Here is a 24159-nt window from a genome sequence, read left to right as displayed (position 1 = left end):
GTGTCGGCTTCCGGTGCACCGGGAGCCTTGCGGGTTCTTCTGCCGGGACCCGAGATAATTAACATGCGAAATAACTTGACAGCTGCCGCGGTTCTTTGCAAGTCTATATTTGAAGTAACGGTTCAAATATTGAACCGAAGTTTGCGCATCAATACAGACGGCCAACAAGAATAAGGGGCAGCATCGTTCATGCCGTTTCAGACGAAACGGCGGGCGGGCTTCCCCATGCATGCCGGCGCCTTCAACCAGGGGAACGAACACCCATGACCGTGCAAGATTCGCGGCAAGATTCGCGGCAAGACACGCGACACGACTCGCAAAGCCAACCATCCAACCAGCTCCGCAAGAACAGCCTCGGCGTGGGGGCGATCACCTTTCTGGTGGTCTCGGCTGCAGCGCCGCTGACGGCGGTCGCCGGCGGTGTGCCCCTGTCCATGTTGCTGGGCAATGGCCCCGGCATCCCGCTGACCTTCGTGCTGGTCACCCTGATCCTGCTGCTCTTTGCCGTCGGCTATGTCGCCATGGCCCGCCATATCCGCAACGCCGGCGCCTTCTATGCCTATACAGCCCAGGGGCTTGGCGGCCTGATGGGCGGCGCGGCGGCCCTCATCGCCATTCTCGCCTATAATTGCATGCAGATCGGCGTGTTCGGCATGTTCGGCGCGGCGACCAAGGGCTTCTTCGCCGAACAGTTCGGCCTGGACCTGCCCTGGTGGGTCTGGACTTATGTCGGCATCGCCGCGGTGGCTGTTTTCGGCTATCGCCGCGTCGATCTGTCGGCCAGGATCCTCACCGTGCTGGTCGCGCTGGAATATCTGGTCGTGCTGGTCATCGATGCGGCGATCTTCTTCAAGGGCGGCGATGCCGGCCTCACCCTCACGCCCTTCACGCCGGCGGCGTTCTGGAGCGGCACGCCTGCCATCGGCATCCTGTTCTGCTTTGCCGCCTTCATCGGCTTCGAGGCGACCACGATCTACAGCGAGGAGGCCCGCGAACCGCACAGGACCGTGCCGCGGGCGACCTACATCTCCGTGCTGATCATCGGCGTGTTCTACATGCTGACCTCATGGCTGATGGTGAACGGTGCCGGCGTCGACAAGCTCGTGCCGCAACTGCAGGGCCTTGCCGATCCGACGACCTTCCTCTTCGGCCTCGCCGAACGCTATGTCGGACACTGGATCACCGTGGTGATGAGCCTTCTGTTCATCACCAGCCTGTTCGCGGGCGTGCTCGCCTTCCACAATGGCGTGGCGCGCTACATCTATGTCGCCGGCCGCGAGGGGCTTCTGCCGCGCTCGATCGGCGTGACGCATCCCCTGTTCCAGAGCCCCCATGTCGGCTCGATGATCCAGACCGTCATCGCCGTGCTGGTGGTCGCGCTCTTTGCCGCCACCGGCCAGGATCCGGTGCTGGCGCTGTTCTCCTGGCTCACCAATGTCGCGACCCTGGCGATCATCCTGCTGATGGCCTTCACGGCGTTGGCGATCGTTACCTTCTTCACCCGCAATCCAGGGCTCGAAGGCAATGTGCTGGTGACCAAGATCCTGCCGGTGGTGACCGGCCTGATCCTGCTGGCCCTGGTCTATTTCATCGCGGTGAATTTCGGGGCATTGGCGGGCGCCAATGGCGTGCTCGCCGTGTTGCTGCCGGGCCTGGTGCCGATTGCTGGCATCATCGGCTTCCTTGCGGCTGCCCGGCTGAAATCCGCCGACGCTACTGCCTTTGCCAGGCTGGGCGTCGGCCAGGAGGCGTAGCCTGACAGCCGCAAGAGCAAATCTGGCCTTTCGCGAGAGGCTGCCTGAAGGATCGGGAAACACGACCTTTGTCATTGCCGGGCTTTGTCCCGGCAATCCGGAGGGCAACGCGACCTGAAACAGCGAGGACTGGATGCCCGGGACAAAGCCCGGGCATGACAACAACGGAGCTTTTCTCAATGAGCGACTGTGGTCGTGGGTTGAAGACGGGCGATCGCTCCAATCCTGACGGTGGACATACGCCCACCGTCCCCATCCGTGAGAGTTCAGAAATGCAGGACCAGATCGACCGCCTTCGACATAGTCCCATCGCCCCGCAATCGCTGTTCATTGGTGGCAATTGGAGCGAGCCGCAGGATGGCGCCGTCCTCGACGTCATCTCGCCGATCGATGGGCAGAAGTTGACCACAATCGGCGATGCCGGGGCTGGCGATGTCGACCGCGCCGTGCGCGCCGCCCGCCTCGCTTTCGAGAAAGGCTCCTGGTCGAAGGCGGCGCCCTCACTGCGCAAGAAGGTGCTGCTGCGCATCGCTGAACTGATCGAGCGAGATGCCCTCGATCTTGCCGTGCTGGGCGTGCGCGACAACGGTACGGAAATGGCCATGGCGCTGAAGGCCGAGCCGGGCAGTGCGGCGGCGACCTTCCGCTACTACGCCGAAGCGATCGACAAGGTCTACGGGGAGATCGCGCCCACGGCCAGCGACGTGCTCGGGCTCATCCATCGCGAGCCGGTCGGCGTCGTCGCCGCCATCGTGCCGTGGAACTTCCCGATGATGATCGGGGCCTGGAAGATCGCACCGGCGCTGGCGGCCGGCAATTGCGTGGTGCTGAAGCCGGCGGAGGGAGCTTCGCTGAGCCTTCTCAAACTGGCTGCCCTGTGCGCCGAGGCCGGCCTGCCGGAAGGCGTACTCAACGTTGTCACGGGCAGGGGGGCGGTGACAGGCGAGGCGCTCGGCTTGCATGGCGATATCGACGTCATAGCCTTCACCGGTTCGGGCGTCGTCGGGCGCAGGCTGCTCGAATATTCGGCCCGCTCCAATCTCAAGCGTGTCTATCTCGAGCTCGGCGGCAAGTCCCCCAACATCGTGTTCGCCGACGCGCCCGATCTCGATCGGGCGGCAAAGCTCTCGGCCCAGGGCATCTTCCGCAATGCCGGCCAGGTCTGCGTCGCCGGTTCGCGCCTGCTGGTGCATCGTTCCATTCACGAGCCCTTTTCCGAAAAGCTCGCCGCCATCGCTTCCACCATGAAAGTCGGCGATCCGCTGGAGCTCTCAACCGAGATCGGCGCCGTCTCCAGCGAGGCGCAGCTGAAGAAGGACCTGGCCTATGCCGAGCAGGCCCTCGGCGAGGGCGCGCGCCTGCGCACGGGCGGCCGGCAGATTCTCCAGGAAAGCGGCGGCTTCTACATGCAGCCGACGATCTTCGATGTCACGCCCGGCATGACGCTCGCGCGGGAGGAAGTCTTCGGCCCGATCCTGTCGATCATTCCCTTCGAGACGGAGGCCGAGGCGATCGCTATCGCCAATGCTAGCGATTACGGCCTCGCTTCCGCTGTTTGGACCGCCGACCTCTCGCGCGCCCATCGCATGGTTCGCGCCCTGCGTGCCGGTGTGGTGCATGTCAACACCTATGGTGGTGCCGACAATACCGTGCCTCTCGGCGGCGTAAAGCAGTCCGGCAACGGCCATGACAAGTCGCTGCACGCTTTGGACAAATACAGCGATCTCAAGACGGCCTGGATCCAGCTTTGACTGAACGCGTGGTCATCACCAGGGCGCCAGGCCTGGCGCCCTGGTGGGTGGGCCAAAACTATTGATTGATCTCCGGCTCGACCAGCCGCGCCAGGTTGCGCAGCGAGTCCTGCCAGCCGAGATAGCAGGCCTCGGGTGGGATGAGGTCGGGAATGCCGGCCTGCTCGATGTTCAGCTCGGTGCCGCAGGACACTTTCTTCAGCGCCACGGTCACCACGATCTCGCCTGCCAGATTGGGATCGTCGAACTTGTCCGTATAGCGCAGCCGCTCGCCTGGCACGAGTTCGAGATATTCGCCGCCGAACGAATGGCTATGACCCGTGGTGAAGTTGCGGAACGACATCTTGAACGTGCCGCCGACGGTCGGCTCGGAATGATGCACCGTGCAGGTGAAGCCGTTCGGCGGCAGCCATTTTGCAAGGGCATCCGCTTCGAGGAAGGCCCGATAGACCTTTTCGGGGCTGGTGGCGAGAACGCGGTGCAGGCGGATGGTGCTGGGCATGGTCATTGTCCTCTTGACTGAGAGAGCGGAAAGTCATGGGCGAAGGCATTTGCCATGCCCCGAGGACGAACACCGCTCCACCGGTCCGACAGGGCGGCACAGATTTTTTGGCACCCGCCTCCATCGGCCAAGGCCTCGCGGGGATTCCATCGAGGCACAGCTCGGTCGATGGCGGCGTTCACATCCCTCCGGAAGGCAGGCCCTCCGGCAAGCGGATCTGCCTGGCTTCGCCGCCGCCGCTCCAGCTTTCCAGATCGAGCTTCCACAGCGGCGGCAATTTTGCGAAGGGAGGCGTGGTATGGGCGATCACGATCGCCGCGCGCCGGCTGTCGGAATCGACCTTTAGGTTGATCGCCTTGACATGGGCCTTGATGGCGTCGAGCCCGATCTCGAGGATACCCGCGATCTCCTGGTTCGACTTGCCCTGGGCGATCCAGGATGCCACCTCGACCTGGCGCGGCGTCAGCGTGGGAAATGCCAGCCGCAGCCGGTGGGCCGGCGTGAGCTTGGCCAGGGTACGTTCCTGAGCCTGGCGGTAGCATCGCAGGATGTGAGTGCGGAAGGCCTGCAGCCGATCGCGATCATCATCGCTGAAAGCCGGCCGGCCCACGATGCGATGGCCGACGATCGAAACGGCATAACCTGAGTGCTCCATCACGATCCCGATCATCCGGCGGGCTCCGGACGGCAGGAATGCCTCCCTTGCGATCGGGAGTTCGATGAATTCCTCATCGCTGAAGAAGTCCGACTCGCGCAGGGCCTTATCGCCATAGAAGGACGGATCATGCTGCCAGAACGGATGGGAGTGCATATGCCGCGCGAAGGCCTGCATGGCGTTGGCCCGCCGGCCGGGATCGTCGCCGACGGATACCAGAGCGCGAAAGTCACGGCTGGGATGGTGAAATTCCGTGAAGCTTACCACTTCCGCATCGACCAGGCGGCCGATGGCGGCGAATAGAAGAGCGGGAAGCGTCTGCAGATCCGGCTCCGCTTCGTAGAGGCGAATGATCTCAGTATCGAGTTTGTTGTCCCTGTCCATGGGATCCTGCGGAAAAATCTGGGGTGCGATTTCAGTTTTTGCGTCGTTTCACCGATTGCAGAACCTACCTGCCGCAGTAATGCTCCGCGATCGACACCCATATCAGCACAATCATACCCCTTCGGGTAATAGTCAGACGAAGATTTATTGGGAATGTTGCTGTTCTATCCACCGTGGCGCAGCGCGTTGGATTCGTCAGTGGCCGGCGTTGCCGTGATCGGTCCTGACCCTTCGATATTCTATCGACGGCCGCCGGGGGCATTGCGGTGACGATATGGGAAGGCGCGGCGGCGGGTTCCGCTGCAGGGCAATCTGGCGGCCGGCGTGGCGGTCGCTCCAAAATTGCATCGAGCAGACGCCGTCTATGGGCGTTGGCCACGGTTTCTCCTCTCGCAATGATGCTCGGTGTGACCGGCCTGGCGGCCCCCGCTCGGGCCGGAGCCTGTACAGTCGACTCCACCGCCTGCGACGCTGCCGGCGGTGCGGGCTATGATCGTGGCGGCATCGGCGGGGCCGGTAATGGCGGCGGCGGCAACGCCACCGCCTTCGAGCCTGGCGGCGCCACGGTGCAAATCCCCGGCACGCTCGGGGATGCTGGCGAGGGCGGGGCCGGTGGGGCAGGGGAAGGCGCGGGAGGAACCGGCGGCGGGCGCCAGGTTATTTACGGCGTGGTTGTGGCTACTCCTGTCAAAGCCGACGACGGCTCGCCGGGATCGAATGGATTCAATTTTTCATCCGGCGGCGGTGGCGGCGGCGGCAACTATATTATCGGAACGAATCTCAGCGTTTCGGGCATTGGGGCTCTCCGTGGCGGCAATGGCGGCACCGGCGGTTTCGGAACGTCGGGCTCGGCAAGCAATGGCGGTGGCGGTGGCGGCGGTGGTGCGGGCGTGGTCTCCATTCAGCCGAATACCGTCATCGGCAACCAAGGGCTGATCCAGGGAGGCAATGGCGGCAATGGTGGTGGCGGCGGAAACCCGGGCGGCGGCGGTGGCGGTGGTGACGGTCTGCTGGTGTTCGGCAACGGTACGAACATCGCCAACCTGGGAACGATCGTCGGGGGCGTTGGCGGAAGCGGCACGGGCGGATCGATCGGAGGCAACAGTGGCGCCGGGGTCAACCTAGTCGGCAGCGGCGTCAACCTGATAAACTGGGCGGATATTGTCGGTGGGGCTGCCAATGGCGCCGAAGCCGGCATCGGTGTGATGACCAATGGCAACAGCACCATCCAAAATCATGGGAAGATCAGTGGCGGGCTCGAGGCCAATGGCCTGACCCATGGTGCCTCCATTCGCTTCGGCGGGACAGGCAACACGCTGAAACTGTGGTCCACCTCGATGCTGGTGGGCGACATCCAGCTGATCACCAACGCTGCTGCGACAATAACCGCACAGGAGGCCGGTGTGCCGGTGGTGAGCAATGCGATCACACTCGGCACCGGCTCCTCGGTGACGTTCGACACGACCGACGGCGATCTTTCGATTTCAGGCGTGATATCCGGCGCGGGGCAGGTCACGGCTACAGGCGGCGGCACGGTCGTGCTGTCAGGCGACAACAGCTATACGGGCGGCACCAGCATCTCTGCCGGGACATTGCAGCTCGGCGTCGGCGGCACCTCGGGCTCGATCGTGGGGAACGTGACGGACAACGGCCTATTGGTCGTCAATCGTTCTGACACCTCGACGCTGTCCGGTATCGTCTCGGGTAGCGGGGCGCTCGTGCAGAGGGGCACCGGCACCACCATCCTGACCGGCGCGAATACCTATAGCGGCGGGACCACCATCGAGAAAGGCACGCTCGCGCTCGGCGCCGGAGGCAGCCTCGCGGCGAACGGCAATGTGTTCATCACCGGAGCGGGCGGCAGCTTCGATATCAGCACTTCGGGCGGCAACCAGACCATCGGCGCCTTCGCCGGCAATGGGGGCACCACGATCATGCTCGGCTCGAACACATTGACCTCGAGCACTGCCTTCAACACGACCTATGGAGGGGCCATCACCGGTACCGGGGGGCTCGTGAAGCAGGGGGCGGGCACGCTGACCCTGTCCGGGCAGAACACCTATGGCGGCGGCACCACCGTAGCCGGAGGTACCCTGGCCCTTACGGGCGCGGGCAGGCTGGCTGCCAATGGCGCCGTGACACTGTCGGGCCCTGGCGCGGCCTTTGATATCAGCCTTGGATCTGGTGATCAGGCCATCGGCGCGCTCGCAGGTGTCTCCGGCACCGCGGTATCCCTGGGTAGCAACTCCCTGATCCTGAACACCGCCACATCGGTCGATTTCGGCGGCGGGATCACCGGCCAGGGCGGCCTCGTCGTGCAGGGGGAGGGTATCCAGATCCTTACCGGTGCCAACACCTACACAGGCGGTACGACGATCGCCGTCGGCACGAGTCTCCAGCTCGGCAATGGCGGCACGGGTGGCTCGATCGTCGGGAATGTGGCGGTCAACGGCGCTCTCATTCTCAATCGATCCGACAACCTGACCTTGGATGGCACCCTGTCGGGCAGCGGCGGGATCCTGCAGCGCGGCCAGGGCACGACGCGGCTGACGGGCGACAGCAGCGCTTTCACAGGCCGCGCCAGTGTTGTCGGCGGCAATCTCGTGATCGCCGGCCAGCTCGGCGCGCCCACTTCAGTCACGGGCGGGACCCTCACCGTGGACGGCGTGCTCGGCGGTCGGGTCGATGTCTACGGCTCTGGTACGGTGACCGGCGGGGGCACGATCGAAGGCGATCTCGTTTTCTCCGGCGGCGTTCTGACGGGAGCGGCCGGCAAGACTCTGACCGTCGACGGCAATCTCGACCTCGCCTCCAGCACGAACGTCAATGTTGCCCTGGGTTCGGCCTCGGCGACACCGCTCTTCCAGGTCGGCGGCAACCTCACGCTCGACGGCACGCTCAACGTCACCGACCAGGGCGGCTTCGGCCCTGGCGTCTACACCTTCATCGGTTACGGCGGCAGCTTGACCGATAATGGACTGGAGATCGGCACGTTGCCGGCCGGTGTCGTCCCGGACAACCTGACCATCCAGACCTCGGTCGCCGGTCAGGTCAACCTCATCTCCACCGCCGGTATGGCGCTCGGTTTCTGGGACGGCGAGAATGCCGGCCAGCGCGACAATGGCGCCGTGGACGGTGGCGGCGGCGTCTGGCGCGCCGACGGGCGCAACTGGACTGACAAGGACGGCTCCATCAATGGCCCCTATCAGCCCAACCCGACCTTTGCGGTCTTCCAGGGCACGGCCGGCACTATCCGCGTCGACGCCAGCGCCGGCGCGATCGCGTCCGCCGGCATGAATTTCGCCGTGGACGGCTATCGTATCGAGGGCGATGCCATCGCCCTCGCGGCCTCCGGCGGCGAGAGCATCATCCGCGTCGGCGACGGCAATCCGGCGAGTGCCATGACGGCGACCATCGCCTCCGAGCTCACCGGCTCCAACAAGCTGGTAAAGACCGATTATGGCCGGTTGATCCTCGCTGCCGACAACAGCTACAGCGGCGGGACCCGGATCGAGGGCGGCACGCTGCAACTCGGCAATGGAGGCACCACCGGCTCGGTTCTCGGCGATATCGCCAATGACGGCCTGCTCGCCGTCAACCGTTCCAACACCTTGACCCTGTCCGGCGTGATCTCCGGTTCGGGCGGGCTCTGGCAGGCCGGCAGCGGTACGACCATCCTGGCCGGCACCAACACCTATACGGGCGGCACCGAGATCGGAAACGGTACGCTGCAGATCTCGGCCGACGCCAATCTCGGCGCGACTTCCGGCGGCCTGATTTTCAACGGTGGCAAGCTGGCGACGACGCAGACCTTCGACATGGCTCGCGCCATCACGCTGGCGCAGGCCGGCGAGTTCAATGTCGGCGGCCATACCGTGCTGGGCCTGACCGGCGCCGTCTCGGGACCGGGCGACCTGCTCAAGACCGGAGGCGGGATCCTGCGTCTCGACAATGCCGGCAATGCCTATGGCAACACCCTGGTGCGCGAGGGCGGGCTGATCGGCAATGCCGCCTCGATTTCGGGCAATATCGGCAATGCGGGGATCGTCGTGTTCGACCAGACCACCGATGCCAGCTTTGCCGGCGATATCGTCGGCCTCGATGGGACCTCCGGTGTCATGGATAAGCGGGGAACCGGCAGCCTCACCCTCACGGGTGTTTCCAGCCTCGACTGGGCGATTGAGGCCGGCAACCTCACCAGCGCCGCCGAACGCTTCGGCGGCAGGGCGCAGATCGTCACCGGCGCTTCCCTCACCTTCGACCAGACGGCGAACGCCTTCTATGGCGGCTCCCTCCTGGGCAACGGCAAATTCATCAAGGCCGGCTCGGGCACGCTCCTCTATGACGGCGACAGTTCGGCCTTCGCCGGGACGACGGACGTCACCGCCGGCGAGCTGATCGTCGGCTCGGACGCCGGCCATGCCAGTGCCGTGCTCGGCGGTTCGCTCAACGTCGAGGACGGCGCCTTGCTCGGCGGCCATGGCACTGTCGGTTCCGGCGTCGGTTCCGTCATCACCATCGCTTCCGGCGGCACGCTCGCGCCGGGCAACTCCATCGGTACTTTCACCGTCAACGGCAATCTCGTCTTCGACGCGGGCTCGCATCTTGCCGTGGAGGTCGATCCCGCTGGCACGGATGCCGATCTCGTCCATGTCACCGGCAATGCCACGCTGAAGGGGGGCTCCGTCGCCCATATCGGCGCTGACGGTGCCTACAAACTGCGCTCAAGCTACACGATCCTGTCCGCCGACGGCACCTTGTCGGGCAGCTTTGACAGCGTCACCACCGATTTCGCCTTCCTGACCCCGGAGCTCGCCTATGACTATGGGGCGGGCACCGTCGATCTCAACCTCAAGCGCAATTTCATCGACTTCAGCAGCGTCGGCCAGACCCGCAACCAGCGGGCGACGGCCGGCGGCATCGAGAGCATCGGGCTGGCCGCAGGTCACCCGGTCTACGATGCCATCGCCCTTCTGCCCGACGACAAGGCGCTGATCCGCGCGGCTTTCGACCAGCTTTCCGGGGAGATCCATGCTTCCGCCAAGAGCGTGCTGATCGAGGACAGCCGCTTCATTCGCGATGCCGCCACCGGCCGTATCCGCGCCGCCTTCGGCGATGTCGGCGCTTCGTCCTTGCCAGTCACCGTCTATGGCGCGGGCGGTCCGCAGGCGGCTTCGCCCACCGCCGATCGGCTTGCCGTCTGGGGCCAGGGCTTCGGCGCCTGGGGCCGGATCGACAGCGACGGCAATGCCGCCAAGCTCTCGACCTCGACCGGCGGCTTCTTCGTCGGCGCCGACATGCCGGTTTTCGAGGCCTGGCGCTTCGGCGTGCTCGCCGGCTACAGCCGCAGCGACTTCAAGGCCCGGGATCGTGCCTCTTCCGGCACCAGCGACAATTACCATTTTGGCCTCTATGGCGGCACGAGCTGGAACGTGCCGGGCGGTCGGCTCGGCCTGCGCACCGGCCTCGCTTACACTTGGCACGACATCGACACCAGCCGCTCGGTCGTCATTCCTGGCCTCGTCGACAGCCTGAAGGGCGACTATCGCGCCGGCACCTTCCAGGCCTTCGGCGATCTTGGCTATCGGGTGGATACATCCTATGCATCGCTGGAGCCGTTCGCCAATCTCGCTTATGTCAGCCTCGACACGGGCTCCTTCACCGAGCAGGGCGGGGCGGCGGCGCTCCATGCCAATGGCCAGGCCACCGACACCTATTACTCGACCCTCGGCTTCAGGGCCGCGACGAATATCGATGTCGGCGGCACTACCGCCACGCTGCGCGGCTCGCTCGGTTGGCGCCACGCCTTCGGCACCACCACGCCGCTCTCGACCCAGGCCTTCTCCGTCGGCAACGCCTTCACTGTGGCGGCCGTGCCGATTGCCCGGGATGCGGCAGTGGTGGAAGCCGGCATCGACGTGGCGCTTTCGCGCGCCGCAACCCTCGGTCTTTCCTATGATGGGCAGCTTGCCGCTTCAGCCCGGCAGCATGCCTTCAAGGCGAATTTCAACTGGCGGTTCTGACGCCCGGCGCCAGTCGATTGCCTCGCAAAGCTGACTTCCGTTATATTGTTCACCAGGCCCGACAGCAATGATGGCTCATAGTCATGCCGGGCGCGGCATCATCGCGGATCGAGGCTGGGGAACGTCATGGCGAGTTTCGTGCAGTTCCTGCAATATTCCGGTGTGTTTGCCGCCCAAAACTTCCTGGTGGTCCCGGAGGGCGGCTTCAATCTGGTTTGCCTGCGCGATGCCCAAGGCGTTCACCTGGCCTACGACAAGGCCCGGCTGCAGATCGACGATATCAGCGTCGAGCAGGTCGAGCGCATTGCCCAGGATTATGTCGACACCCGCTACGGCAAGCTGCAGAGCCAGGAGCGCGACGATCAGTTGCTGCGCCTGCGCACCGCGCTCTATGGCACCATACGGCCGCAGGCCGGGGCACGCGCCCTCAAGGTTCAGGCCAAGGGGACCGGCATTCCCCCACTGACGGGCACGCGCGGCAGCACGGTCATCAAGCTCGACGTCGCCATCATGCCACGCAAGAGCTACTCGCTCGCCTTCAAGTTCCTCAGGCATTTCGACCAGGCGGGCAAGGTCGTCAACGCCACGAAGTTCAAGCCGGATGACGCGCCCTGGTTCCTCACCCGGCTGAACTGGATCTTCGGGGCCCAGACCAACATCTTCTTCACCCCGGCCGGCGCCGACTGGATCATGGTGGAAAAGGCCCTGGGGCCGAAGATCATGCGGGATGTCTTCCGCCAGGACATCGTGCCGCTTAAGCAGAATGGCGCCGATCTCACCTGCTTTCTCGTCGGCGATTACGATGCCATGGCGAGCGAGGCGGCGGGGCAGTTCCTGCCGGACGAGCAGGTCTGCGTGGTCGTCGACCGGGGCAATCCGGGAGTGTTCGACTATGGCGAGGCCTTCATCGGCGTGATGGCGCACGAGGTCGGTCACTTCCTGCACCACAAGCGCAATCTGGGTGGCAGCGGCCACCATAACCGCGGCGGCATCCTGCTTTCCAGCGGCCTCGAAAGCCTGGAGCTGGACAGGCAGCTCGTCAGCGACCTCAACGCCTGGACATAGCGCCTGGTTTTCCGGCGCTCCGGCGTGTTTTCGGCAGGTTCTGCGATTTGTCATGCCGGGTTTGACCCGGCCATCCACAAACACCGGCAAGGGGCTGGATTGCCGGGTCAAGCCCGGCAATGACAAGGTTCGCGCATATCAGAACTCTGCTGCAGGCAGCAGCTTCCCGCCTCAGGCCGGCAACACGACCACCTTCGTCCCCACCGGCGTCTGGCCGTAGAGGTGGAGCATGTCCTGGGTGAGCAGGCCGGTACAGCCGCTCGTAACGCCGGAGCCGATCGACTGGGGAATGATGGTGCTGTAGAGCGTGTAGAGCGTGTATTTGCCGTTCTGATAGAGATAGAGCGTGCGGGCGCCGAGCGGGTTGTTCAGGCCGGGCGGCATGCCGCCGGCATATTTAGCGGCCTCCGGCTGGCGCGCGATCATCTCCCTGGGCGGCGTCCACACCGGCCATTCGGCCTTGCGCCCGACATAGGCATCCCCATGCCAGAGGAAGCCCTGGCGGCCGACATTGGCGCCGTAGCGGGTGGCGATCCCCTCTCCCTCGATGCGGTAGACATAATATTTGCTCGGATCGACGATGATCGTGCCGACCGCTTCCTTGCTGGGGTACTGCACTTTTCGGCGATAATATTTCGGGTCGATCTTGCTGACATCGACCGCCGGGATCGGGAATTTCTCCTCGGGCACTGCCGCATAGAGCCTCGCCGCCTCGGCCCGGCTCAGGCCGCCTGACGTCGCACAGCCGGCCAGCCCCAGCGCGCCGAGACCGGCAGCCGAGCCGACCAGAAACGACCGGCGGCTGAGAAGTCCCGATCCGAGCCCGGGCTTGGCGGCCTCGTCCATCTCGCCGGTATCGGCAATCCCACCGTCCATGATCATGATCTTCGCGTTCCCTTGTCCCATTGCCCGACCAGAGAAGACAGCGGCATGGGCCGCCGAATGTCTCGCTGGGCTGAAATTGCCCTTACATGGTCCGATTGGCAAGCTCGGGCCTTCGCGCGGCCGGTTGCCATGCACCAAAATCGGTGATCTCTCGCGGGCCCGCAATCGACTTTCGCCGAACTCCGAGAAAGTTCTGCAGATCATGGCAGCGACGTCCGGGGCCAAGCCGCGCGCTTCATGCCTCGCCTATGGCGAAGGGAGCCCGCGACTTTTCCAGTCGCTGCGCGGGACCGGATTGCCGACCTGGAAGGCGAAGGCGATTACCTTCGTCGCCTTGGCATCGACTTCGCAGCGATAGCTCAGATCGTACCATTGCGAATTGGCGGCGAACGCCGCCTTGGAGTCCTCGAGCACGCTCCCTTGCTCGAGCAGTTCGCGAGGCAGCATATCGGGGACATAGGAGGGCGAAGCATGCAGCAATTGCTCGTGGAGTTCCGTCACGCAAAGCTGGCCCGCTCGCTCGCCGCGAGACATGCTTCCCATCGCGAGCATTGCGTTGATGTCGTTGGTTGTCTCCTGCGAAAACAAGGTCTTGGCTTCAGGAAGCTTGGAATTTGGTTGAGCTTGATTTTGGGCTTGAGCGTTGATTTTGGCTGGCGCGGCCGGTGTCTTTGTCGCGACATCCTGGGGAGCGGGATCGGCCGCAGCCGTCATCACGGGCAGTGGTTTCGGCTCACTTGTTTGCGCCGGATCGGGGCGGCCCGGAGGCGAGGCAGAACCGTTTGCGGAGCTGTTGCCATCCCTAGCCCTTCGAGGCCCACGATCCTTGTCGCCAAAAAGAAACACCGGCTTCATGACCGGCGGCGTCGCCTGCCGATCGCCCGTCGCCTTGGATGACGGTGGTTTCGCCGCACTTTCGGCCGGCGGCTGTGCGGGGCTGGCCGGCGGCGGAGCTTCGGCTTTCGGCTTTGGTTTCAGGGGCGGATCGACCGATTGTACCAAGTCGACCGTTATCGTCTGTTCTTCCTTCAGGGGTGACACCAGCGATCTCGGCAGGATGAGCGCGGCGACCAGCAAATTGAGGAGAAGGGAGGCCAGCAGGCTCCACTTCCACCATCGCTGATCCTGCTGATCGTTTCTCATCCCGGAAGATGTGGAACCAAATATCGGCAGTATCAAGCACGAGGGCCTGCCGGGTCGAAATATCCTTCGGCAGCTAGGGCGGATAGTCGCCACCGCCACACCTGCAGCTCGGCAACGGCTCATCGTGCGATGAAGTCCTTCCGCCACTTGCCAACAGCAGCCTCATGGACTTCAAGGAATGAAACCAGGGTCGATTTTGGTATACTATGTGGTGCTGCGTTCTCGGGGCGGATGCGCGTGATGGATCAGGAGAGAATTCTAGCTGCAGTCCTCTTGGTCGATGTCGTGGGGAGCACGCCGCTCTATGAGCGCGTCGGCGATGTCGGCGCCTTGCGGCAAATCTCGGACTGCCTGGATGCGGTACGCGCGATCACCGCCCGATATGGCGGCGAATTCATTCACTCGAAGGGCGATGATGTCCTAAGCCTGTTCAAAAGGCCGGAGGCGGCACTGAAGGCTGTCCGCCAAATCAACAGCCAGCTGACGAATGGGGCGTTGAGGACCAGGATCGGATTGCATTTCGGCGCGGTCATTCGAATGCGGGGCGACATCTTCGGCGACGTCGTCAATGTCACCGCGCGATTGTCCACCACGGCAAACCCCGGGGAAGTGCTGGTCAGCCAGAGCTTCTTCGAAGCGCTTATTCCGGAAAGCCGCAATGCCTTGCGGCTCCTCGACAGCATGGCCTTCAAAGGAAAGCAGGAGCCCTTCGATGTCTATACCCTGCGGGAGGACGATGTGGCGCTTAGCACGCAGCTTGCCCGCCAGAGCACGGTTTTCGACAGGCTTGCCGGCCCGGTACGGCACCTTAACCTCGTCATCCGATATGGCGATCAGCTGCGATCCTGCCGCAACAACGAATCCGTGACCATCGGCCGGTCCCCGGAGTGCGATATCGTCGTGCCGCGGCCCTGGGTCTCCAGGCATCACGCGACCTTCACCATTTCGAACGGCAGGGCCAAGCTTGCCGAGCGAAGCTCGTCGGGCACCTTCATGTCGACGGGGACGGATCTTGAAGTATTCGTGCGCCGCGAAGACGTTCTGCTCTTCGGCTCCGGCTTGATATCGCCCGGTGTGCGATCATCCCTCAGCGAAGCCCAGATTCTATACTACGAAATCATCTCGGGCTGACCGCTGCTCACGCAGCTCAGCAAGACCGGCGGTTCGCCGGTCTCCTAAAAAAGATAGGTGCCGCCTCACGGATTGACCCATTTATTCTTCGGGTTTTTCAGCCAATCCTGATAGTGCCCGATGATGTCGTCGCGTGTAATCTTGTAGCCCTTCCTGGCGGCGGCTGCCTCGATGTTGTCGATCATCATCTTGCCCATCGCCTGCATCACCTGATCGGCGTCGGGATTGCCGGTCGTCCAGCTCGTCGGCCAGCCTGTATAGGGGTTCCAAGGCACCGGAACGCCGCCCAGCTGAATGGGCGACAGATTGTCGGAGGCGATCTTGAGCCCCATGGTGCTGACATAGGCAAAGGCTGCGTAGGGTGCGGCCTGATCGAACGCCTTGTCCCAATCGATATTGGGTTGATCGAGGGCATCCAGGACACCGGGCGGTTGCCACTGGAAGGTGACGACCACCGAGCGGTCGCGTTCGTCCTCGTCGAGAGACTCCAGGTGCGGCCAGCTATCGCGATAGAACGGATTGGCGGACACCTGCTGCTTGGCGCCGGAGCCGCCGGACGTGAAGAATTTTGCCGATGAGCCGGCGAGCTTGCGCAAATATTTGTCGATGTTTGCCGCGCGTCGTTCGGAGAGGCCATTGTTGTCATAGCTCTCTCCGCCGGTCCGGCTGGCATGGCCTTCGACGCCGATCCTGAGCTCGGCATGCGCCTTGATGAACAGGCGCATCACGCCATCGATCGCCTTCAGGTGCAGCGCCTTGGGCGCGTCGCTGCCCACGTCGTAATTATAGAGGAGGAAGAACGCGAAGTTCTTCATCGGCGCTGGCAGCCAGAGGGCCAGGCCGTCACCGGTCTTGTTCGGATCGGCTCCCTTGCCCACGAGCTGCGCCAGGACCTCGTCGCGGATGCGAAGCCATTGGACGACCAGATTGTGGTCCGCCTTCGGGTCGAGCTTGCGCGAGATGCCGGTGCGCGCTCGAAACCGCCGATCGGCCTCTCCAGACACATAGTCGCGCTGAGGCGTGGACAGTTGTTCGTAACGCTTTGACCAGACGCCGGGTATGTATTGGTCGGTCATGTTCGCTCCACAAATGCGTTGCTGTGCAGAACGATCGGTCCTTGCCCGTCGCTCGGCGAGCGGGCTGGAGCAATCGTTCTAATGCGGGTTGAAGAAACCGAGAACGCGGGTGGCGGACAGCGAGTGCAGTGCCTGCACGAAGCCCTCCACACTCAGTGTTCGAGGTGTATCCAGGCGCAGGCCGCTTCCACCGGCCAGTCGCACGAAACTCGAATTGCCCAGGGCCGCGATCGCATCAGGATACGGCTTGGCGTCGTCGTCGACGCCGGCACGTGCAAAAACCTCCTGGAAGAACGCGGGCATGATTGTGCCTCTATATTTTGCGCTCGCATGCACATCCCGGAAGAACAGCTCGCCGCGAACGGCAAGTTGCCGACGTCCGCGCGACCTGACACCGTGCCCTGTTTCAAGTCATTCGCCGCCAGCTCTTGCATGCAGCCAAAGGCGGATGGCTCAGGGATCCTTGCCCGGCAGCTCATTGCCGGATCCCGCTATATTATGCCAAGGCGCTGATCAGTATATCCCCCAAAGATGGGACCCCCAATAAGTATCGCCGGATTAGGATGTTCATTGAAAAAGAGAATAGAATTTCTGAAAATGTATTATTCTTATAGAAAATAACAATTAATACAATTGATGTTTATTTTCAAAATTTCCAAAAGGAAATTATCAAATTTGACGGATTATGACGCAAAGAGCCGAGACTGTCATGTCAATATGAGAGTAAGATTCGATGTTTGGATATATAGTATTCGTGATTTTTTCTTGAAATTCAATCCAAATTGAAAGTAATTACATTTTTTGTCGACGATATTCTAGCCTCCAAAGCTCCCCGCCTGTCCCAACACATGCGCGTAGCCTCTGTCGAAATAGAGCAGGGCGTGGCCGTCCTTGCGGCTGCGGATGTCGACGACCTCGCCGATGAAGATGTGGTGGCTGCCCACCAGATGCCGGTCGATCAGGTGGCAGTCGAAGGAGACGATGGCGTCGGCCAGCGCCTGGTTGCCGGAGGGGAGGTCGATCCAGTCGGCGGCGGCGTAGCGGGAGTCCATGTCGGCGCGCTGGCCGGCGAAATAGCCGGCGAGGTCCTGGTGGTCCGGTGTCAGCACGTTGACGCAGAACCGGGCGTTCTCGATGAAGACGCCGGTCTGGGCCGAGCGGCTGTTCATGCATACCAGCAGGGTCGGCGGCTCGTCGGTCACCGAGCACATGGCGGTGGCGGTGAAGCCGCCGCGCCCGGCGCTGCCATTGGTGGTGACCACGTTGACGCTGGCGCAGACCCGCGCCATGGCGTCGCGAAAGTGGGTCCGGGAGACGGGATCGGGCATGGCGGCGGCCTCACTCGGCCGCGGCGGCGCGTGCCGGGCCGGCCTCGCCGAGCGGCGGCAGCCAGGTCTCGCCGGTCCAGCCTTTCTCGTCATAATCGGCCATGCATTGGTCGACCAGGGCTTCCATTTCCCGAAGCCGTCCGCCACGCTCGGCGCCCTTGAGCACCTGCAGGCGGACTTCCTCGGGTGCGCCGGCATAATTGAGCTCGTACAAAGCGTGGCGGCCGGCGAATTCCGTGCCCGTCGCGTCCCATAAGAGCTTCATGATCTTGATGCGCTCGATATGGCCCATGTCGTTGGAGCCGCGCACATATTGGGCGAGGTAGCGGTCGATCTCGGGGTTGGCGAAATCCCGGGCCGAGGAGGGCAGATAGATCAGGCCGGAGGCGATGGTGCGCCTGACGATGTCGATCACCCTGGGATAGGCTTCCGACATGAAGGTGCGGTAGGCGAGCGCTGCTTCCAGGTTGGGCAGCACGGCACCATCAGCCCAGGGAATGGGGTTGTGGGCCATGGCATTGGCGAAGGACCAGAACTGGTGGCGGATGGCGATGACTTCGCCGAGCATGGCCTGGTTGCCGCGGAAGGCATCGCCGCCGGTGGCGCGCAGGGCCTTGGCGAGCAGGCCGGCGAGGAAATCGAGCTTCACGCCGAAGCGGATGCAGCCCTGAAAGCAATAGCCATGCATGAAGCCGGAGGCGGGATGGAACGACAGGATCTTGCCGGCATCGCGCAGCACCAGCACATCCTCCCAGGGGATGAAGACGTTGTCGAGCACCAGGATGGCGTCGTTCTCGTCAAAGCGGGAGGAGAGCGGATAGTCGAAGGGCTGGGCGGTGCGGTTGGCGGTTTCCTCATAGGAGGTCCGGCAGAACATCTTCACCCCTGGCGCGTTCATCGCCAGGATGAACATCACGGACAAGGACGGGTCCTCGGTGACGGTGGCCGAGCTCTGGGCGAGGAAATTGTAGTGGGTGAGGGCGGAAGAGGTGGCGACGACCTTGGCGCCGGAGACGTAGATGCCCGCATCGGTTTCCTTGGTGATGTGGACGAAGACGTCCTTCACCGCGTCGGCCGGCTTGTGGCGGTCGATCGGCGGGTTGACGATGGCATGGTTCATGAACAGCACGGCTTCCTGGGCGCGCTTGTGCCAGGCCAGCGCATTGTCCCTGAAGGGGCCGTACCAGTCGGCATTGGCGCCGAGCGTGTTCATCAGCGCCGCCTTGTAGTCGGCGGTGCGGCCCATCCAACCATAGGTCATGCGGGCCCAGTGGGTGATGGCGTCCTTCTGCGCCACCAATTCGGCCGAAGAGCGCGCGACGCGGAAATATTTGTGGGTGTAGCCGCCCGAGCCCGTGTCGGTCGGCGCGGTCAGGATCGGCTTGGTCTTCTCGTCATGCAGGGCGTCGTAGAGCCGGGCCAGCGAGCGCGCCGAATTGCGCATGGCCGGATGGGCGGTGACATCGGCTACCCGTTCGCCATTGATGTAAACCTCGCGCCCGTCGCGCAGCGAAGCGAGATATTCGGCACCCGTGAAGGGTCGTTTTGTATCGGCGCGAAAATCTTCTGATCGCATCGCCGTCCTCCCTGATGTTCGTTGAGGTGAGGCTAGGCCTTGCCGGCGGCGTGTGCCATGGACAGAATGGCAAAATCGCTTGTACTTTTTTCGGCGGCGCTGATGGCTCATCAGGTTCCCAGTTTCTTCGTCTATGGCGAGCCCGATCGCCCGATCGATCTTGGGTTTTTGCATGTGGAAACGGTGATGGAGCGCAGATCACTGCATTCAGGCCGGGTTTCCGCTCATAAACATGACAGGATGGCTCAGATCACCTTCTGGAGCAGGGGCCGGGGCGAATATTTCATCGAAGATCGGCGGCTGGACTTTATCGCACCAGCTGTCAGCTTCATTCCCAGCGGCGTGGTGCATGGTTTCACTGTCGCGCCGGATGAAAGCGATGCCGTCGTCGCCTCGATTGCCGACAGTGCGCTGCCGCCGATCGCTGCGCTTTCGGCCCTGCCGATCGAGGAGCCGCTCATGGTGCGCGGACAGGCCGAGAGCCGTTTCTGGCCTTCTCTGGCCGCGACCATGCAGCGGCTGCTCGAGGAGTATCAGCTGGGGCAGGGGGCACCCCTGGCAGCCTTGCTGGCCGTGGCGATGAACGACATCGCCCTGCTCGGCCGGACCGGCCGTACCGGCGAACGCGAGGGCCATGACCTTGCTTTCGCCTTCCGGCGCCTGGTGGACCGGCATTTCCGGGATGCCTGGCCGGTCGAGCGCTATGTCGCGGCGCTCGGCACCACGCCGCATCTGCTCGCCAGGGCTTGCGGCACCTCCCATGGCCTGTCCGTCAAGGCCTTCATCGACAGGCGGCGCCTGATCGAGGCCAAGCGCCTCCTGGTCTTCACCATTCGCTCGGTCGAAGACGTCGCCTATGAGATCGGCTTTCGTGATCCAGCCTATTTCTCGCGCTTCTTCCGCAAGCATGTCGGCGAGCCGCCGGGCCAATGGCGCGCCGGGCAGGTGCAATCTTCCCATCTGGGGGCGGCGAAAGAACCATCGCCGACGGTTTGATCAAACGTCGATGTATGCGAGTAGTGCTCAATTCCCTGAGCCGCTATCGGGGGACGATGCATGGATGAAGTGAAGGAAGCGCTGCCGGTGATCGAGGAAGCAAGGTTGAAGGAAACGCGGCGTTCCCTGCCGATCGCGCTCCTGCGGGCGCGCGAGGCCGTCATGAGCCATTTTCGCCCCATGCTCGCCAATCACGGTGTGACGGAACAGCAATGGCGCGTGCTGCGTGTCCTGAACGAGGCTGGCACGCTCGATGCCTCCGAGGTCGCCGATCGTGCCTTCATCCTGGCGCCCAGCCTGACCCGCATGATCCGTTCGCTGGAGGAGCGCGGCTTCATCTCCAAGCACAAGGACAAGGGCGACGGGCGCCGCGTGCTCCTGAAGCTCGCGCCCGCCGGCGAAGACGTCATCCACGAAGTCCTGCCCGACAGCCGCAAGATCTATGCCGTGCTGGAAGAGCGTTTCGGCCGTGAGCGCATCGATCAGCTGGTCGACCTTCTGGGAGAACTCGCGACGTTTCGCAACGAATCCGAAACGCCCGATGATCTTGCGTGAGCCGATGACCGCACCCGCTTCAGTCCTGCACGAGTTGCCCGGTGGGGAAGAGCTGCTCGCCTGGTTCGGCCGGGTACCGAGCTTCCACGATGGCTATTTGCTGGAGATCGCCTTCTTCGGCAAGGGGCAGGCGCTCATGCGCATCCATGCCTGGATCCTGACGGACAAGGTCGATGACCAAGGCCATCTGATCACCGACAGACATGCCGTCGTCACCTTTGCCCTGGACGGTGTGAATACCATCGAGTGCAGAGATTTCGACATGGTGCCCGGCATCATCCTCGATCTGGATGTCACGCGGGTGGAGGAGGGCCTACGCTTCGAATGGAGCGCGAGCTATGGCGTGGGTGGTGCCGTCACGGCGCGGCAGGCCCGCATCACGCTGGAGCCGGGCAGGCCCTGAAGGCGTGCCTCGCGTGTCAGGCCGCGACCAGTTCACCCGCCTACCTGGCGGGTCGAACATTCATAGATCCTGTTTCCCGTGCGGGCGTCGATGCCTTCCAGGCTCACCTCATAGCCCCAGAGGCTGCGGATATGGCGCAGCGTCGCGTCGCGGCTGTTGGGCTCCAGCACGATGCCGTCATTGACCTTGTGCTGGAGGCGCAGATGCCGGTCGCCCAGCAGATCCACGTCGACGACCTGGATGTCCGAGCGGTTGGCGCCGATATCGTAGCTATGGGCGAGGGCGGTGCGAATATTCTCGTAGCCGCGCTCATTGTGGATCGAGGCGACCTTGTAGAAGGATTCGTTGGCGGCATCGGACAGGACGAACATCCGCCATTTGCGGATCAGCGTCGGGCTCAGATATTGGCGGATGAAGGACTCGTCGCGGTAATTGGCCCAGGCGTCGAGCAGGACTTCGCGCCAATTGCCGTTGCCCGCGAATTCCGGAAACCAGTCGCGATCCTCCGGCGTCGGCTCGGTCGAGATGCGCTGGATGTCCTGCATCATGTCGAGGCCGAGCGCATAGGGATTGATTCCGGAAAAGCGGGGATCGTCATAGCCCGGCTGGAACACCACGTTGGAATGGTTGCGCAGGATCTCGAGCATGGCGCCCTCGCTGATCCGGCCACGGTCGAACAGCGCGTTCATCAGCGTATAATGCACGAAGGTGGCGCAGCCCTCGTTCATCACCTGGGTCTGGCGCTGCGGATAGAAATATTGGGCGATGACACGCACGATCCTGAGGATTTCCCGCTGCCATGGCTCGAGGATCAGGCTGTTCTTCTCCAGGAAATAGAGCAGGTTTTCCTCGGGAAGATTGAGTGCTTTCTTCCGCTCGGGCGTGCCGTCCTTGGCATCGTCGGGCCTGTCGCCGCCTTTGGAGGGCGGCAGCGTGCGCCAGAGATCATTATAGGTGCGCTCTTCATATTCCAGCCGCTCGCGCACCCCCTCGCGCTGCTTTTCCGAGGATAGTTTGGGCGGGCGGCGATAGCGGAACACGCCCTGTTCCATCAGTGCATGGGCGGCATCGAGTATGGCTTCCACTGCAGCGACGCCATGCCGTTCCTCGCAGCGGGTGATGAAGCCCTTGGCGAAATCGAGATAGCCCAGGATCGCGCCCGCATCCGTCCATTGCTGAAACAGATAATTGTTCTTGAAGAAGTGATTGTGGCCGAGCGCCGCATGGGCCGTTACCAGGGCCTGCAGGGCCATGGTGTTTTCTTCCATCAGATAGACGACGCAGGGGTTGGAGTTGATGACGATTTCATAGGCGAGCCCGCGTCCACCCTTGCGGTACATCAGCTCCTGATGGAGGAAATGCTTGCCGAACGACCAATGTCGATACATCAGCGGCATGCCGACGGACGAGTAGGCGTCGAGCATCTGTTCGGAGGAGATGATCTCCATCTGCACGGGATAGGTGTCGAGATTGAGCTCCTCGACCGCCAGCGCCTCGATGGCATCATAGGCCCGCGACAACGTCTTGAAGTTCCAGTCCGAGCCTGAGAACAGCAAGTCGGCGTTGGGCGCATGCTTGGGCGTCGGCTTGGGCATCGGCGCTCCTTTCACCCGCCCTGCGAGGCGGGCTGCCTGGTGAAGAGCTGGCGAAAAACCGGATAGATGTCCGAAGCCTTGGCGATGCGGCTCATCTGGAAGTTCGGCCAACGCTCGGTAACGGCCGCATAGGCCTGCCAGAGCGAGGTTCCGTTCTCGGTGCCGCCGAAGATATGACTCTCGCGCTCGTCGATGATCTCGACATAGGCGAAATACTGGCACAGGCGCATGATCTCGCCATCGAGCAGCGCGATGCAACGCCCGGAATCGGTGGCGATGTTGTCGCCGTCCGAAGCCTGGGCGGCATAGATGTTCCATTCATTGGAAGGATAGCGCTCCTTGATGATGCGCTGCATCTCCTCCAGGGCGGTCGAGACCACGGTGCCGCCGCTCTGAGTCGAGTAGAAGAAGGTCTCCTCGTCGACTTCCTGCGCCTCATGGGTATGGCGAATGAAGACGATGTCGGTGCGCTCGTAGCGCCTCTTCAGAAACAGATGCAGCAGGACGAAGAAGCGCTTGGCCAGGTCCTTTTCCCGTTCCCCCATCGAACCGGACACGTCCATGAGACAGAACATCACCGCATTGGCGTTCGGCAGCGGCTGTGCGTCGAAGCGGTTGAAGCGGATGTCGACCGGATCGATATAGGAGATCACCCGGCGCCGGCGTTCCAGCCGGTCAATCTCCGCGCGCAGCTCGGCGATGCGCTGGTTCACTGCGGGACCCGCCGCGCCGGTATCGATCTCCTGCAATTCCCGGAGAATTGCGTCCAGGTCCTCCTGTTTCGGGCGCTTGAGGGCAATGCGGCGGCCATGGCTGTTGCGCATGGTGCGCCCGACATTGATATTGGTCGGCGAGCCGCTCACCGAAAAACCCGCCCGCCGCGGCTTGACGATCAGGATCTCCTTGAGGTTGAGCTTGACCATATCGGGCAGCTCGAGATCCTCGAAGAAGAGGTCGAGCACCTCCTCGCGGGTCAGCACGAAGCGGAAATCGTCTTCCGAGTCGGTCAAGCCCGGAGCCGAGCCTGACCCTGCTCCCTGATTGGGCTTGGAGACCCTGTCGCCCGGCGCAAACTGCTTGTTGCCGGGTAGGACGTGATGGCGACCGCCGCTGTCCCTGGCCTCGCGGAAGGTCGGCTCGCTCGTGCCGTGCACCGGCATCGAGACGGAATGCTTGGCATCCACATCCGCGATCTTGCCCGTCTTGATCTGGTCGCGGATGCTCTGCTTCAGCTCGGCGCGCGCCCGACGCAGGAAGCGCTGACGATTGCCAAGGCTCTTGTCCTTGGGATTGAGGCGGCGATCGATAAAGATTGGCATGGGAACACCACCCGGCCG

Annotated in this window: 18 protein-coding genes; 8 read left to right on the top strand and 10 right to left on the bottom strand. The window is 63.3% G+C overall.

Annotated features, from left to right (window positions below; all coding sequences use genetic code 11):
• The first annotated feature begins 263 nt into the window (after positions 1–263).
• Both ACIGJE_RS29755 and ACIGJE_RS29750 read left to right on the top strand, forming a co-directional pair.
• Positions 264–1754 (top strand): APC family permease, encoded by a 1491-nt coding sequence (locus ACIGJE_RS29755; RefSeq protein WP_483680380.1) that lies wholly within the window; start codon positions 264–266, stop codon positions 1752–1754.
• Between the two features lie 272 nt (positions 1755–2026).
• Positions 2027–3505, top strand: a complete 1479-nt coding sequence (locus tag ACIGJE_RS29750; protein ID WP_483681205.1) for an aldehyde dehydrogenase — start codon at positions 2027–2029, stop codon at positions 3503–3505.
• Positions 3506–3563: 58 nt separating this feature from the next.
• On the opposite strand, the gene ACIGJE_RS29745 is transcribed toward ACIGJE_RS29750, so the two are convergent.
• Positions 3564–4007, bottom strand: a complete 444-nt coding sequence (locus ACIGJE_RS29745; RefSeq protein ID WP_187829496.1) for an SRPBCC family protein — start codon at positions 4005–4007, stop codon at positions 3564–3566.
• A gap of 178 nt (positions 4008–4185) precedes the next feature.
• Entirely contained in the window at positions 4186–5046 is an 861-nt protein-coding gene (locus tag ACIGJE_RS29740; RefSeq protein WP_415085476.1) for a helix-turn-helix transcriptional regulator, read from the bottom strand.
• Positions 5047–5453: 407 nt separating this feature from the next.
• Here ACIGJE_RS29740 and ACIGJE_RS29735 point away from each other — a divergent pair, with 407 nt between their 5' ends.
• Together ACIGJE_RS29735 and ACIGJE_RS29730 are read left to right on the top strand one after the other, a co-directional pair.
• Positions 5454–11069 (top strand): autotransporter domain-containing protein, encoded by a 5616-nt coding sequence (locus ACIGJE_RS29735; RefSeq protein WP_415085478.1) that lies wholly within the window; start codon positions 5454–5456, stop codon positions 11067–11069.
• A gap of 126 nt (positions 11070–11195) precedes the next feature.
• Entirely contained in the window at positions 11196–12134 is a 939-nt protein-coding gene (locus ACIGJE_RS29730; protein WP_415085480.1) for a hypothetical protein, read from the top strand.
• A gap of 171 nt (positions 12135–12305) precedes the next feature.
• Here ACIGJE_RS29730 and ACIGJE_RS29725 read toward each other — a convergent pair whose 3' ends face one another.
• Both ACIGJE_RS29725 and ACIGJE_RS29720 read right to left on the bottom strand, forming a co-directional pair.
• Entirely contained in the window at positions 12306–13016 is a 711-nt protein-coding gene (locus tag ACIGJE_RS29725; protein WP_367626010.1) for a L,D-transpeptidase, read from the bottom strand.
• A 249-nt stretch (positions 13017–13265) separates the two neighbouring features.
• Positions 13266–14162, bottom strand: a complete 897-nt coding sequence (locus ACIGJE_RS29720; protein ID WP_483680377.1) for a DUF930 domain-containing protein — start codon at positions 14160–14162, stop codon at positions 13266–13268.
• A 129-nt stretch (positions 14163–14291) separates the two neighbouring features.
• Here ACIGJE_RS29720 and ACIGJE_RS29715 point away from each other — a divergent pair, with 129 nt between their 5' ends.
• Positions 14292–15293, top strand: coding sequence for an adenylate/guanylate cyclase domain-containing protein (locus ACIGJE_RS29715; protein ID WP_483680375.1), 1002 nt, complete (start codon positions 14292–14294; stop codon positions 15291–15293).
• Positions 15294–15358: 65 nt separating this feature from the next.
• Here the strand turns inward: ACIGJE_RS29715 and ACIGJE_RS29710 are convergent, their stop codons facing one another.
• From ACIGJE_RS29710 to ACIGJE_RS29695, 4 genes are all read right to left on the bottom strand, one after another.
• Positions 15359–16369 (bottom strand): OmpA family protein, encoded by a 1011-nt coding sequence (locus ACIGJE_RS29710; protein ID WP_367626007.1) that lies wholly within the window; start codon positions 16367–16369, stop codon positions 15359–15361.
• 78 nt (positions 16370–16447) lie between these two features.
• Positions 16448–16672 carry a hypothetical protein gene (locus ACIGJE_RS29705; RefSeq protein WP_367626006.1) on the bottom strand — a complete coding sequence of 75 codons (225 nt, stop codon included), beginning with the start codon at positions 16670–16672 and terminating at the stop codon, positions 16448–16450.
• 512 nt (positions 16673–17184) lie between these two features.
• Positions 17185–17697: a flavin reductase gene (locus tag ACIGJE_RS29700; protein WP_367626005.1), complete on the bottom strand. Its 513-nt coding sequence runs from the start codon at positions 17695–17697 to the stop codon at positions 17185–17187.
• Between the two features lie 10 nt (positions 17698–17707).
• The gene (locus tag ACIGJE_RS29695; protein ID WP_367626004.1) at positions 17708–19273 is read right to left on the bottom strand and encodes a 4-hydroxyphenylacetate 3-hydroxylase N-terminal domain-containing protein; all 1566 of its coding nucleotides are present in this window, start codon (positions 19271–19273) and stop codon (positions 17708–17710) included.
• A 57-nt stretch (positions 19274–19330) separates the two neighbouring features.
• Here ACIGJE_RS29695 and ACIGJE_RS29690 point away from each other — a divergent pair, with 57 nt between their 5' ends.
• The 3 genes from ACIGJE_RS29690 to ACIGJE_RS29680 are packed head-to-tail and all read left to right on the top strand — an operon-like array spanning position 19331 to position 21227.
• Positions 19331–20269 carry a helix-turn-helix domain-containing protein gene (locus ACIGJE_RS29690; RefSeq protein ID WP_437178701.1) on the top strand — a complete coding sequence of 313 codons (939 nt, stop codon included), beginning with the start codon at positions 19331–19333 and terminating at the stop codon, positions 20267–20269.
• A 60-nt stretch (positions 20270–20329) separates the two neighbouring features.
• Positions 20330–20824, top strand: coding sequence for a homoprotocatechuate degradation operon regulator HpaR (gene hpaR / locus ACIGJE_RS29685; RefSeq protein WP_311944012.1), 495 nt, complete (start codon positions 20330–20332; stop codon positions 20822–20824).
• Entirely contained in the window at positions 20811–21227 is a 417-nt protein-coding gene (locus ACIGJE_RS29680) for a hypothetical protein (protein WP_311944013.1), read from the top strand. Before hpaR ends, ACIGJE_RS29680 begins: the two co-directional genes overlap by 14 nt.
• 32 nt (positions 21228–21259) lie before the next feature.
• On the opposite strand, the gene ACIGJE_RS29675 is transcribed toward ACIGJE_RS29680, so the two are convergent.
• Together ACIGJE_RS29675 and ACIGJE_RS29670 are read right to left on the bottom strand one after the other, a co-directional pair.
• Complete coding sequence (locus ACIGJE_RS29675) at positions 21260–22822, bottom strand: SpoVR family protein (RefSeq protein WP_367626002.1); 1563 nt, start codon at positions 22820–22822, stop codon at positions 21260–21262.
• Positions 22823–22833: 11 nt separating this feature from the next.
• Complete coding sequence (locus tag ACIGJE_RS29670) at positions 22834–24141, bottom strand: YeaH/YhbH family protein (protein WP_367626001.1); 1308 nt, start codon at positions 24139–24141, stop codon at positions 22834–22836.
• Between the last annotated feature and the right edge of the window lie 18 nt (positions 24142–24159).

The sequence above is a fragment of the Labrys sp. E2SS-1L genome, assembly GCF_057073705.1.
Note: the sequence above shows the minus strand (reverse complement) of the source record. Positions and strands in the feature narration are given on the sequence as shown.